This is a genomic window from Pseudonocardia sp. NPDC046786 (genome assembly GCF_040645415.1).
Taxonomy (GTDB): Bacteria; Actinomycetota; Actinomycetes; order Mycobacteriales; family Pseudonocardiaceae; genus Pseudonocardia; species Pseudonocardia kongjuensis.
Genome location: NZ_JBEYYF010000013.1, coordinates 37,569 through 50,485 on the forward strand (window position 1 = coordinate 37,569; position 12,917 = coordinate 50,485).

The window sequence follows — 12,917 nt, forward strand, 5'->3', positions numbered from 1 at the left end:
GACCGGGCCCGGAGATCCACAGCGGCTGGCACTGGGGAGCTCCGGGCGGGCCGCACGGCGCGCGCCGATTGTGCTCTACGGAGGGTAGAACGAACACCCCCCGGGCGCACCGCCGGGTCCGATTTCACCCCGTTCGTGCCCTCGACCACGCCGGCCGTCCGCCGGATCGCACCCCTGCGCCCCGTTCCGCACCCGCCGCGCCCGGTGTGACCCACTGCAACGGGGTGCGGACCGGGGGCGGCCGAGGGGCCTGGGCGCCGGCTTCCTACCGTGTCGGGGTGGTCGTGACGTCTCCGAACGCCGGGCGCACCGGCACCCGCCGCGAGCCCGGCTGGGACGCGCTGCGGATCGGGCTGGTGCTGCTCGTCGTCACCTACCACGCCACCCACCTGGGGCCGGTGCTGCATCCGGAGCTGATCGACCGCCGGTTCTCCTTCGACCACCAGGTCGGCGCCAGCCTGCTGCTGGTCGTCTCCGCCTACTTCGCCTGCGCCACCCTCGGCAGGCACTCCCCCGGCCGGTACTGGTGGGCCCGGGTGGCCCGGCTGCTGCCGGCGTTCCTGGTCGTGGTGCCGGTGGCGTGGCTGACGCTGCGCTTCCTCGGCCCGGACGGCTGGGCGGAGCCGCCGGCCCGCGAGATCGTCACCAACTGGCTGATGCTCGGGCACTGGGACGACGCCCGCTTCCCCTGGCTGGACCCGGCCTACTGGACGCTGCCGCTGCAGCTGATGGCCTTCACCGCGGCGGCCGTGCTGAGCACCACCCGCTGGGGCGGCGGCCGCCGGTTCCGGATGCTGCTGTGGGCGCTGGTGCTCGTGCCGCTGCTGCTGTGGCCGCTGCGGGCCGCGCCGGGCGGGTTGCCGGACCCGCCGCGGTGGTACGAGATCGTCGTCGACGGGCTCGGGTTCCACCGGCTGCACCTGTTCGTCGCGGGCATCGCGATCTGGCTGTGGTCCACCCGCCGGACGGGTCCGGCGCACGCCGTTGCTCTGCTCACCGTGTGCGGCGTGGCCCAGTTCCTGCACGGCTTCGCGCCCGGCCCGGACGGCGTGCTGCGAGTGGACCCGGTCGCCGTCGCCGGGGTGTGCGCGGGCATCGCGGTGCTCGCGCTGGTGTCCCGGCTGCCGAACCCCGGATCGCGGACGCCGGCGCCGGTCGCGCTCGCGCTGCGCCGGCTGGCCGGCATCTCCTACGGCGTCTACCTGGTGCACCAGACGATCGGCTACGTACTGATGCGGCGGCTGCAGGACGTCGGCGTGGGGCCGACGCTGCAGTCGGCGGCGATGCTGGGCACCGCGCTGGTGCTGGGCTGGCTGCTCACCCGGCTCGTCGAGCGGCCGGCGCACGGCGCCCTGATGGACGCCTGGGACCGGTTCGTCCCGCGCCGCGACGCCGCCCGCTCAGTCGCCGCGTAGCGGCTCGAACACCTCGGTCCAGATCTCCGGTGCGGACGCCGGGTTCGGCGGGGGCGCGACGATGTAGAACTCGGTGCCGAGCCCCATCGCGAAGACCGGATCGGGCATCGTCAGCATGAAGTGGTCCGGGCCCATCTGGCTGGCGTGCGCGCGCATCGAGGCCCGCTTGGTCTCGGCGTACTCGACGGCCTCGACCCGGTGCGTGATCTCCGACTCCGGCTTGCCGAACGACGGGTCGTCGGTGATCTCGGGCAGCTCGAAGTCGGCGCCGCGCTCCTTCTGCAGGCCCCGCATGCCGCGCAGCAGCCAGTCCCGGTTCGTGGTGTTCTGCGCGACGACCGGCACCCCGGCCAGCTCGCCGGCGCGGGCGCCCACCCGGTGCACCTGGATGTGGTCCGGGTGCCCGTAGCCGCCGTTGTCGTCGTAGGTGGTGAGGACGTCGGCCTCCTCCTCCTCGAGGATCAGCGCGAGCCGCCGGGCGGCGTGCTCGACCGAGGCCTGCCAGAAGCAGTACGGCGCGTCGTTGGAGGGTTCGCCCATCATCCCGGAGTCGACGTAGCCGAGGAACTCGACGCGGGACACGCCGAGCACCCGGGCCGACTCGTGGCACTCGGCGGAGCGCCGCACCGGGAGCTGCTCGCCGTCGGCGAGCACCCCCGGGACCGGCTCGCCGAGCTCGCCGCGGGTCGCGAACACGAGCACCACCCGGTGCCCGAGCGCGGCCGCCTTGGCGAGGGTGCCCGCGGTGCCGATCGACTCGTCGTCGGGATGGGCATGGAAGCTGACCAGTGTCCCCACGTGGCGCGAGCCTACGCAGCCCGCGATCAGGTCAGGACGCGGGTCAGCGCGGCACCGACCTCGCCGAGCCGGGCGACCGGCACGCACAGGCCACCGCCGCGGGCGGCGAGTGCACCGGCGGCACGGCGCGCGTCGGCGTCCGGGCCGCCGGGGGCGGGCAGCAGCACGTGCAGCCGGTCGATCCCGGCGAGCGCGCCGAGCGGGTCGTCGCCCGCGGTGTGCAGGCAGTCCGAGAGCAGCACGACGGTCCGCTCCTCGGCGACCGCGCCGGCCAGCTGCCCGGACGCGGCGCGCAGCGCGGCGGCGAGATCGGTGGTGCCGTGCCCGCGCAGCGCGACGAGCTCGGCGACCAGGTCCTGCGCCGGGCGCGGCACATCGTGGGTGGCCAGGGTCCGGACCCCGGAGCCGAAGGCGAGCACCCCCGGGTCCTGCGCGGAGCCGCCCGCGCCGCCGTTCGTGCAGGCCAGCACCACCCCGGCGGCGGCGACCGCGGCGAGCGCGACCGCCTCCCCCTGCATCGACCCGGACACGTCCACGACCAGGCAGATCGCCCGGCGGTGCGCGGTCCAGTCCCGGGTGACGAGGTCCTCCGGGCGCGGCGGGCCCGCGCCCGGGTGCCAGCCGTCCAGGGTGCGGTCGAGATCGAGATCGCCGTGCCCGCCGCGGCGCGGGCCGAGCCGCCGGGTGCCGCGCGAGCGGGCCGGGCCGACCCGGCCGAGCCGCAGGAACACCCGCCCGGCGATCCGCCGGGCCCTGGCCCGCAGCTCGGCGTCGGTGGCGACGGCGAGATCGGCGAGCAGCGCGGCGGCCGCCTCCGGGTCGCGGGCCAGCGCGTCGTCGAACGCGCCCTCGTCGAGCTCGCCGAGGCCGGGCGAGACCTCGGCGAAATCCTCGTGCCGCGACGCCAGCTGGTCGCGGCCCAGGGTGCGCGGCCCGCGTGGCGGGCGGGGGCTGCGGCCCGGCTGCTGCGGACCGGCGGACGGGGTGCCCGGCGCGCCGTCAGCGGGCGCCGGGCCGTCGGCTTTTCCCTGATCACCGTCCGTCTCCTCCGCCGGATCGGGCTGTTCCGGTGGGGCGTCGGATTCCGGCGGCCAGACGTCGTCGAGGATCTCGTCGAGCACCGACTCCGGGGTGCGCTCGACGCCGTCGGCGATCCGGATCCGGCCGGACAGCGCGGCGTGCAGGGCGTCCCGGGCGGTGTCCCGGGCGGGCGGTGACTCGCCGCGCAGCTCGGCCAGCCCGGTCAGGACGTGTGCCAGGTCGATGGCGCCGCGGACCGACGAGCCCATCCGGACGTCGGCGTGCCCGCGGGTGCGCCGGGTCAGGGTCACCGCGAGCGCGACGGCCGGCGCGGGCCGGCCGGTGACCGCGGACGTGATCAGCCGCTCGGCGTCCTCGGGCTGGTAGCCGAGCACCACCCGGCACATCCGGTCGGCGATCGCCTGGCTCACCCGGGCGGTGCCGACCGCGTCGAACGGGTTCATCGCCGCGATCAGCCGGAAGCCGGGACCGGCGGTGACGGTGCCGAACCGCGGGACGCTGATCTCACCCTCGGTGAGCACCGTGATCAGCACGTTCAGCGTCTCCTCGGGGACCCGGTTCATCTCCTCGAGGTAGAGCAGGCCGTCCTCGCGCAGCGCGGTGAGCAGCGGGCCGTCGACGAACGCCGCCGAGGTGTAGCCCTCGGTGAGCACCTGGGCCGGGTCGAAGGTGCCGACCAGGCGGGCCGGGGTCAGCTCGGCGTTGCCCTCGACGAACACCATCCGCCGCCCGGAGCCGCGGGCGATCGCGTGCAGCAGGGTCGACTTGCCGGTGCCCGGCGGGCCCTCCAGCACCACGTGCCGGCCGGTGTCCAGAGCGACCGTGAGCACCTCGCGCTCGCGGTCCAGCCCGACCACGGGCACCGGGGTCCGCGTCCCGTTGCGGGCCGCGCCCACCGACAGATCCTGACCTGACAACGCTGTCACCGGGCCAGCTCATCACATCCGGGCGCTCGAACGGAACGGTCTACGAAGCGTTGACGCCACACGTCACGTGTGTAGCATCACAGCCTCCCGAACCGGCACAGGAGCCACCCCACCATGGCCGACGTCGTCCGTGCTGACCAGCCCTTCCCGTCGTTCAACGCAGCCGCCCACCTGACCGCCGCCCGGGTGGCGGCCGGGGACGGCGACCGCACCGCCGTCCGTTTCCCGGGCGGATCACTGACCTACGCCGAGCTCACCGACCGGGTCCGCGGACTGGCCGGCGCGCTGCGCGCGGCCGGTGTCCGGCCCGAGCAGCGGGTGCTGCTGGTGATGCCCGACGACGTGGAGCTCTATCTCGCGATCCTGGCCACCATGTGGTGCGGCGCGGTCGCCGTCCCGTCGTCGACGATGCTGACCGGCCGGGAGCTCGGCGTCCTGGTCCGGGACTCGCGGGCGACCACGGTGATCGGTGGCGCCGCGTTCGCCGGTGCGCTCGCCGAGGCCGTCGACGGCGCACCCGACGTGGAACGGGTGGTGCTCACCGGCCGGGACCGCCTCCCGACCGGCACCGCGGCCGAGTCCCTGACCTGGGACGAGCTGGTCGCCGCCGGCGGACCGATGGCGCAGCCGCACCCGACCTGGACGGAGTCGCAGGCGCTGTGGCTCTACACCTCGGGCACCACCGGCAAGCCCAAGGGCGCGATGCACCGGCACGCCGACATCCGCTCGGTGTGCGAGACCTACGGCGCGCAGGTGCTCGGCATCCGGCCGGGCGACGTCTGCCTGTCCGTCGCCAAGCTGTTCTTCGCCTACGGCATCGGCAACTCGATGTTCTTCCCGCTGTCGGTCGGCGCCTGCGCGGTGCTGGAGCCGTCCCGGCCGGATCCGGAGCGGTACTCCCGGCTGGCCGCCGAGCACTCGGCGACGCTGTTCTTCGCCGTCCCCAGCTTCTGGGGCCCGCTGATCGCCGCCGGGCTGCCACGGGAGCGGTTCGCCACGGTGCGCCTGGGCGTCTCGGCGGGCGAGGCGCTGCCGGTGCGGATGTTCCGCGGCGTCGCCGAGCGGTACGGCTTCGAGGTGCTCGACGGCATCGGGTCCACCGAGGCGCTGCACATCTTCATCTCCAACCGGCCCGGCGAGGTGGTGCCGGGCAGCTCCGGGTTCCCGGTGCCCGGTTACGAGATCGAGCTGCGCCGGCCGGACGGCAGCGTGATCGACGGCCCCGGCGAGCAGGGCATGCTCTACGTGGCGGGCGACTCGGTGTGCACCGGCTACTGGTGCCGCACCGAGGTGAACCGGCAGGTGTTCCAGGGCCGCTGGATGCGCACCGGCGACCAGTACGTGCGCGGCGACGACGGCTCGTGGACCTGCCTGGGCCGGGCCGATGACGTGCTCAAGGTGGGCGGCATCTGGGTCTCCCCCGGCGAGGTGGAGGCCCGGCTGCTGGAGCATCCCGGGCTGGCCGAGGCGGTCGTCGTCGGGGTGCCGGACTCCGACGGGCTGGACAAGCCGGTCGCCTTCGTGGTGCCGCGCGATCCCGCGGCCGCCCCGTCGGCGGACGAGCTGGTGGCGTTCTGCCGGGAGGGCCTGGCGGCGTTCAAGAGGCCGCGGATGGTCGTCGCGGTGGACGAGCTGCCGAAGACGCCGACCGGGAAGATCCAGCGGTTCCGGCTGCGCGAGCAGGCGTCCGGGCTGGCCGCGCAGCCGGAGCCGGTGGTCTGAGGAGACCCGGATCGGCGGGCCGGGTGTCGCTATTCGCGACGCACCCTTGGCGGGACCCGATCGAGCGGGTTCACTCGGGACGGCACCGGATGTGCAGCCGACGGCGAGGAGGCCGGAGTGGACGTGTGGGAGTGGATCCCGGAGACCCCGGCGAGCTGGGACGACCGCAAGGCGGCCGTGCTGGCGGGACTGTCACCGGCCCTGTTCGGGCTGGGCACCCCGGCCGTGGGGGACGCGCTCGGTGACGAGTGGTGGCGGGTGCAGGACGCGGCCGGGGACACCGTCGCCTACGGGCGGCTGGACGAGTCCTGGGGCGACGCCGAGATCCTGGTGCTGGTCCGGCCGGACGCGCAGCGCAGCGGGGTCGGCTCGTTCGTGCTGTCCCGACTGGAGCACGAGGCGGCCCGGCGGGGCCTGAACTACATCTACAACGTGGTGCCCGACGGCCACCCGGATCCCGAGCCGGTCACCGGGTGGCTCGCCGCGCACGGCTTCGTCCGCAACGACGTCGGCGAGCTCCGCAAGCAGCTGCCGCTCACCGCGGCGTCGGCCGCGCGCTGACCACCCGGCAGCGTCAGCCGGCGTTGTCCGCAGCGACTCCGGCGATCGCGCGGGCGGCGTCGCACCCCGCACCGGTCGTCACGACGACGACGCCGGGATCCAGGTCGACCGCGACCGAGCAGCCGACCCCGCCGAGGTCGAACTGCGCGCCGGTGCGTCCGTCGACGTCGACGTCCACCGCCGCCCGCCCGCCCGGCCCGCCCGGCCCGCGGAGCGCCTCGACCATCCTCCGGTAGTCGCCCGGCTCGGGCGCACCGACCAGGACGACGGGCACCACGGCGCCCGGTCCCGGCACCCCGGACGGCGGCCCGGACGTGGCCGGATCCCACGTGCAGCCGATCCCGGGCGGCGGGACGGGCCGGCCCGCGGCACCGCCACAGCCGCCGGCCGCCGGCCGATCGCCGGGGCACGGGTCACAATGGCGAACACGCGAACACTCCACACACTTTCGTCGCGGCGTCACTGCCCTGTAGTCTTTGGTCGCCGCGACGACGCGAGGAGGCGCCCGTCCCATGACCGATGCCGGCCCCACCACCGAGGCGAACACCCCGGCCGACAGCCCCTCGATCGACTTCGACCGGGATCCGTCGCACTACCGGCACTGGCAGCTGGAGATCGACGCCGAGGACCCGGCGGTCGCCTGGGTGAAGCTCGACGTCGACGAGGCCGGCGGCCTCGTCCCCGGCTACGAGCTGAAGATGAACTCCTACGATCTCGGCGTCGACATCGAGCTCTACGACATCACTCAGCGGCTGCGGTTCACCCATCCGCAGGTCAGAGCGGTCGTGCTGACCAGCGCCAAGGACCGCAACTTCTGTGCCGGCGCGAACATCCGGATGCTCGCCGGCTCGTCGCACCCGTGGAAGGTGAACTTCTGCAAGTTCACCAACGAGACCCGCAACGGCATCGAGGACGCGACCGAGCACTCCGGCCAGACCTGGATCGCCGCGGTCAACGGCACCGCGGCCGGCGGCGGCTACGAGATGGCGCTGGCCTGCGAGAACATCCTGCTGATCGACGACAACTCGTCCACCGTGGCGCTGCCCGAGGTCCCGCTGCTGGGTGTGCTGCCCGGCACCGGCGGGCTCACCCGGGTCACCGACAAGCGCAAGGTCCGCAAGGACCGGGCGGACGTGTTCGCGACGAAGTCCGAGGGCTTCGGCGGGCGGCAGGCCGTCGAGTGGAAGCTGGTCGACGAGGTCGTCCCCAAGCGGAAGTGGGACGAGACGGTCCGCGAGCGGGCCGTCGCCGCGGCCCGGGCGTCCACCCGGCTGCCCGCGGAGCAGGGGATCGAGCTGCCGCCGCTGCAGCGCACCGAGACCGCCGACGGGATCGAGTACCCCCACGTCCGCGCCCGCTTCGACCGCGACCGCGGCCTGGTGGAGATCACCGTGGACGGACCGGACGGCGGCGTGCCGGAGTCGCTGGACCGGGTGCACGAGCTCGGCGCCGAGTTCTGGCCGCTGGCCATGACCCGCGAGCTGGACGACCTGATCCTCCGTCTGCGCACCAACGAGCTGGAGCTGGGCACGTGGGTGATCCGCACCCGCGGAGACGTGGAGGACGCGCTCGCGTTCGAGCGGGTGATCGCGGACCACGCCGGGGCCGACTGGCTCGTCGCGGAGATCCAGCACTACTTCAAGCGCGTGCTCAAGCGCCTGGACGTGACGAGCAGGTCGCTGATCGCGCTGATCGAGCCGGGCTCTTGCTTCGCGGGCGCGCTGCTGGAGCTGGCGTTCGCCTGCGACCGCCAGTACATGCTCGACGGCACGCTCGACGAGGAGGACAACGAGCAGGGTGACGAGGCCCAGATCATGCTGTCACCGTCCAACTTCGGTGTGTTCGGCATGGCCAATGGGCTGTCCCGGCTCGGCTCCCGGTTCTGGGGGGACGACGACCACGTCGCGAAGCTGCGGCAGGAGACCGGTCGCCGGATCGAGGCCCGTGAGGCGCTGGAGCTGGGGCTGGTCACGGACGCCCCGGACGACATCGACTGGGAGGACGAGGTCCGGATCATGCTGGAGGAGCGGGCGGCTCTGAGCCCGGACGCGCTGACCGGTATGGAGGCCAACCACCGCTTCGTCGGGCCGGAGACGATGGAGTCGCGGATCTTCTCCCGACTCACCGCCTGGCAGAACTGGATCTTCATCCGCCCCAACGCCTCCGGGCCGGACGGGGCGCTGCGCAAGTACGGCACGGGCCGTAGGGCCGACTTCGACCGCAAGCGCGTCTGAAAGGACGTCGAGCTGTGTCCATCGATTACACCGAGAAGATCCCCAACAACGTCGACCTGGCCGGGGACCGCAAGCTGCAGCGCGCGCTGGAGTCCTGGCAGCCGAACTTCATCAACTGGTGGAAGACGATGGGCCCGGCCGTCCCGACCCAGGACGTCTACCTGCGCACCGCCGTCGACGTCGGCAAGGAGGGCTGGGCGCAGTTCGGCCACGTCGCGATGGAGGAGTACCGCTGGGGCGTGTTCCTCGCCGAGCGGGGCGACGACCGCCGGATCGCGTTCGGCGAGAACCGCGGCGAGCCGGTCTGGCAGCAGGTCCCCGGCGAGTACCGGGCCGACCTGCAGCGCCTGATCGTCATCCAGGGCGACACCGAGCCCGCCTCGGTCGAGCAGCAGCGCCGGCTCGGCGAGACCGCGCCGTCGCTCTACGACCTGCGCAACCTGTTCCAGGTCAACGTCGAGGAGGGCAGGCACCTCTGGGCGATGGTCTACCTGCTGCACGCCTACTTCGGCCGCAACGGCCGCGAGGAGGCCGAGGCGCTGCTGCACCGCAACTCCGGCGATCTCGACTCGCCGCGGATCCTCGGCGCGTTCAACGAGGAGACGCCGGACTGGCTCAGCTTCTACATGTTCACCTACTTCACCGACCGGGACGGCAAGTACCAGCTCGGCACGCTGAAGGAGTCCGCCTTCGATCCGCTGTCGCGGACCTGCGAGTTCATGCTCAAGGAGGAGGCCCACCACATGTTCGTGGGCACCACCGGCATCGACCGCGTCGTCCAGCGGACCTGCGAGCTGATGCGCGAGCACGACACCGCCGACATCGCCCCGCACGGCGGCGTCCCGCTGAACGTGATCCAGAAGTACGTCAACTTCCACTACTCGGTGTCGCTGGACCTGTTCGGCTCCGAGCAGTCCACGAACGCCGCGAACTACTTCACCGCCGGACTCAAGGGCCGCTGGCAGGAGGAGCGCCGCCGCGACGACCACGTCCTCACCGAGGACGGCTACGGCATGGAGCAGGTCCGCGACGGCGGGATCGTCACCGACGAGGTGCCTGCGCTGCTGGCGCTGAACCTCGACCTGCGCAACGAGTACGTGAAGGACTGCCAGTCCGGGATCAAGCGCTGGAACAAGATCCTCGAGAAGAACGGGTTCGACGACCGGGTCCACCTGCCGCACGTCGGGTTCAACCGGGAGGTCGGGCTGTTCTCCGGGCACCACGTGACGCCGAAGGGCGACGTCGTCGGCGCGGACGCCTGGGCCGCCCGCAAGGACGACTGGCTGCCCTCGGACGCGGACCGCACGCACGTGCAGAACCTGATGCGGCCGGTCTACGAGCCGGGCAAGATCGCCGGCTGGATCGCGCCGCCGTCGAACGGGATCAACGGCAAGCCCTTCGAGTACGAGTACGTGCACTTCGCCTGAGCGGGCATGCTGGGGCCCGTGACCGAGAGTCCCCGGACCCTGCAGACCTCGCTCCCGGAGGCCGTCGGCCCGCGCCTGCGCGCGTTGCGCACCGGCGCGGGCCGCTCCCTGACCTCGGTGGCCCGGGAGATCGGGATCTCGGCGAGCGCGCTGTCCCAGATCGAGGTCGGCACCCGGCAGCCGTCGGTCAAGCGGCTGATCGACATCGTCGGCGCACTCGGGGTGCCGGTGTCGGCGGCACTCGACGACGCCGTGTTCACCCGCCGCCCGTCCTGCTCGGACGACGCCGGGGGCGCCGAGACCTCGCAGCCGCTGCCGGGCGTGCAGGTCGCCCTCCCCTCGGCGGACGCACAGCTCGGCGACGGCGTGACCTACCGCAGGCTCACCCCGGTCGCGCTACCCGGGCTGGACCTGTTCGAGTCGACCTACCCGCCCGGCTCGTCGTCCGCGCCGGACGGCGAGATGCTCACCCACCACGGCCACGACACCGGTTGCATCGTCCGCGGCCGGCTCACCTTCCGGTTCCCCGACGGTGCCGTCGAGGTCCCGGCCGGCGGCACCATCTCGTTCCCGGCCGGACGGCCGCACCGGGTGGAGAACGGCACCGGCGAGGTCGCGGTGGCCATCTGGGCCACGGTCGACCTCCGAGAGGGTTAACCCGGCGGCAACCACACCAGGCGTTTTAAGCCATAGCTTCACGGTTGTCCGAAACACTCGGCCCGGGAGCCCCCATGACGGACGCCGTCCTGAACACGCACTCCGATGTCGGCAGCGACCCGCATCCGACCCTGCACAACGACGACCTGGCACCGCTGCCCGCCGCGCAACGGCGCTGGGGCCCGTTCCCGATCTTCAACGTGTGGACGAACGACGTGCAGAGCCTGGCCGGCTACACGCTGGCCGCCAGCCTGTTCATCACCGCGGGGATCAACGGCTGGTGGGTCTTCGCCGCCATCGTGCTGTCCGGCGCGTTCGTGAACCTGCTGGTCAACCTGTCGGGCACGCCGAGCGTCCGGTACGGGATCCCGTACGCGGTGATGGCCCGGGCGAGCATGGGCGTGCGCGGTGCGCGGTTCCCCGCGCTGGTCCGGGGCGTCGTCGGGATCTTCTGGTACGGCGCCCAGACCTACTTCGCCTCGACCGCGGTCGCGCTGGCGATCAACGCGTTCGTGGCCGATCCGGGGCGGGCCACGTTCCTCGGCATGGACTGGGTGGACTGGCTGTCCTACACCGTCGTCGCCGTGCTGCAGATCGCGCTGTTCGCCCGCGGCATCGTGTGGATCGAGCGCTTCCTGAACTTCGCCGGCCCGGCCGTCTACGTCGTGATGATCGCGCTGCTCGCGGTCATCTGGGTGCAGGCGGGTGACCAGCTGCTCCCGGCCGTCGGCGCGATCTTCGACAACACCGAGGTGCAGGGCTGGGCCGCGGTCGGCGCGTTCGTCGGGGTGATGGGCACGATGATCGCCTACTTCTCGGCGGTCGTCGTGAACTACGGCGACTTCGCCCGGTTCGCCCGCGACGAGCGGTCGATGCGGATCGGGAACTTCACCGGGCTGCCGGTGAGCCTGGCCCTGTTCACCTTCCTCAGCCTGTTCATCACCGCGGGCGCCTTCATCGTGCTGCAGAACGGGCAGGGCGAGCCGCTGACCAACCCGGCCGACATCGTCGGGCTGGTCGGCAACCCGGTGCTGACGATCATCGCCGCGGTCACCTTCGTGGTCGCCACGATCGGCATCAACCTGGTCGCGAACTTCATCCCGCCCGCCTACGACCTGGCGAACCTGGCGCCCAGCCGGATCAGCTTCCGCACCGGCGGGCTGCTCACCGCGGCGGCCGGCTTCGTGATCGGCGGGCTGTGGGTGGCGATGATCGACGAGATCGGCCTGCCGACGTTCGTCGACACCCTGGGCGCGCTGCTCGCGCCGCTCTACGGCGTGCTGATCGCCGACTACTACATCATCCAGCGCCGCTCGGTGCGCGTCGCCGAGCTGTTCACGATGGACCCGGACGCCCGCTACCACTACCGCCACGGATGGAACGTCCGCGCGCTCGTCGCGATCGGCCTGGCCGGGACGTTCTCGCTCGCCGCGGTGTGGGTCCCGGCGCTCGCCGACCTGAGCGGGATCGCCTGGGTGATCGGGGCCGCGCTGGGCGGGGCGCTGTACACGGCGCTGCTGTGGCACCACCGGACAGCGGCGCCCGCCGGGGAGACGAACGGCTGATCGCCGGAGCGGCGGCGCCGGCCACCGCCACCGACACGGTCAGCCGACGTCGCCGCCGGGCGCGGCGCTCACGCAGCCGTCGCGAACCTGTGCCCCGGGCTCACACCGGCACCACCAGGTGGGGCAGCCCGAGACGGGCGGCGTGGCCGAGCGTGTACCGGGTCCCGCTCGACGGATCGTCGCCCCGGGGGAAACCGATCACCAGGTCGCTGCGGTCCACCATCCACCGGTTCCGGGCGTGGAAGGCGCCGGTGCCCGGTCGTCGGGCTCCCAGTTCGACGACGCCGGCGAGCCTGCCCCGCCGCTGCCACCGCCGGACGGCCGTGGCCGCCACCTCGGGCTGGTCGGCGACCGTGCACGGGACGACGACGATCAGCGCAGCACCGGTGTGAGCTGCCAGCCAGTCCAGGGCTGCGGTGTCGATGCCCGCCGCGCCGCCCAGGTGCACGGTGCTCGACGACGTCGCGAAGGGCAGCAGGTAGGCCGCGAAGACCGCGCCGAGACCGGCGTCCGGTTCCGAGGTGACCTCGCGGGTCCCGGTCACCGTGATCGCTCGGGACACGCCACCTCC

Annotated in this window: 11 protein-coding genes; 7 read left to right on the top strand and 4 right to left on the bottom strand. The window is 73.2% G+C overall.

From position 1 onward, the window contains the following. The first annotated feature begins 278 nt into the window (after positions 1 to 278). Positions 279 to 1,415 (top strand): acyltransferase, encoded by a 1,137-nt coding sequence (locus ABZ881_RS17440; RefSeq protein WP_358485641.1) that lies wholly within the window; start codon positions 279 to 281, stop codon positions 1,413 to 1,415. Here ABZ881_RS17440 and ABZ881_RS17445 read toward each other — a convergent pair. Together ABZ881_RS17445 and ABZ881_RS17450 are read right to left on the bottom strand one after the other, a co-directional pair. After that, a complete protein-coding gene (locus ABZ881_RS17445; protein WP_358485643.1) occupies positions 1,401 to 2,213 on the bottom strand; it encodes a PIG-L family deacetylase in 813 nt (270 codons plus the stop codon). The two genes, ABZ881_RS17440 and ABZ881_RS17445, sit on opposite strands and share 15 nt — an antisense overlap. 26 nt (positions 2,214 to 2,239) lie before the next feature. After that, positions 2,240 to 4,150, bottom strand: a complete 1,911-nt coding sequence (locus ABZ881_RS17450) for an AAA family ATPase (protein WP_358485645.1) — start codon at positions 4,148 to 4,150, stop codon at positions 2,240 to 2,242. 144 nt (positions 4,151 to 4,294) lie between these two features. Between ABZ881_RS17450 and ABZ881_RS17455 the strand changes: the two genes are divergently transcribed. Both ABZ881_RS17455 and ABZ881_RS17460 read left to right on the top strand, forming a co-directional pair. Next, entirely contained in the window at positions 4,295 to 5,902 is a 1,608-nt protein-coding gene (locus ABZ881_RS17455) for a benzoate-CoA ligase family protein (protein WP_358485647.1), read from the top strand. A 117-nt stretch (positions 5,903 to 6,019) separates the two neighbouring features. Continuing rightward, on the top strand, positions 6,020 to 6,463 hold the full coding sequence (locus ABZ881_RS17460) for a GNAT family N-acetyltransferase (RefSeq protein WP_344022704.1): 444 nt from the start codon (positions 6,020 to 6,022) through the stop codon (positions 6,461 to 6,463). Positions 6,464 to 6,476: 13 nt separating this feature from the next. Here ABZ881_RS17460 and ABZ881_RS17465 read toward each other — a convergent pair whose 3' ends face one another. Then, on the bottom strand, positions 6,477 to 6,740 hold the full coding sequence (locus ABZ881_RS17465; protein ID WP_358485649.1) for a hypothetical protein: 264 nt from the start codon (positions 6,738 to 6,740) through the stop codon (positions 6,477 to 6,479). Positions 6,741 to 6,975: 235 nt separating this feature from the next. Here ABZ881_RS17465 and boxC point away from each other — a divergent pair, with 235 nt between their 5' ends. The 4 genes from boxC (at position 6,976) to ABZ881_RS17485 (ending at position 12,346) form a co-directional block, all read left to right on the top strand. Next, on the top strand, positions 6,976 to 8,697 hold the full coding sequence (gene boxC / locus ABZ881_RS17470) for a 2,3-epoxybenzoyl-CoA dihydrolase (protein ID WP_358485651.1): 1,722 nt from the start codon (positions 6,976 to 6,978) through the stop codon (positions 8,695 to 8,697). Positions 8,698 to 8,711: 14 nt separating this feature from the next. Continuing rightward, positions 8,712 to 10,124, top strand: coding sequence for a benzoyl-CoA 2,3-epoxidase subunit BoxB (gene boxB / locus ABZ881_RS17475; protein WP_358485654.1), 1,413 nt, complete (start codon positions 8,712 to 8,714; stop codon positions 10,122 to 10,124). Between the two features lie 18 nt (positions 10,125 to 10,142). Beyond that, positions 10,143 to 10,781 (top strand): XRE family transcriptional regulator, encoded by a 639-nt coding sequence (locus ABZ881_RS17480; protein ID WP_344022696.1) that lies wholly within the window; start codon positions 10,143 to 10,145, stop codon positions 10,779 to 10,781. Between the two features lie 74 nt (positions 10,782 to 10,855). Further along, positions 10,856 to 12,346, top strand: coding sequence for an NCS1 family nucleobase:cation symporter-1 (locus ABZ881_RS17485; RefSeq protein WP_358485656.1), 1,491 nt, complete (start codon positions 10,856 to 10,858; stop codon positions 12,344 to 12,346). A gap of 100 nt (positions 12,347 to 12,446) precedes the next feature. Here the strand turns inward: ABZ881_RS17485 and ABZ881_RS17490 are convergent, their stop codons facing one another. Beyond that, positions 12,447 to 12,908, bottom strand: coding sequence for a hypothetical protein (locus ABZ881_RS17490; RefSeq protein ID WP_358485658.1), 462 nt, complete (start codon positions 12,906 to 12,908; stop codon positions 12,447 to 12,449). Positions 12,909 to 12,917 lie beyond the last annotated feature (9 nt).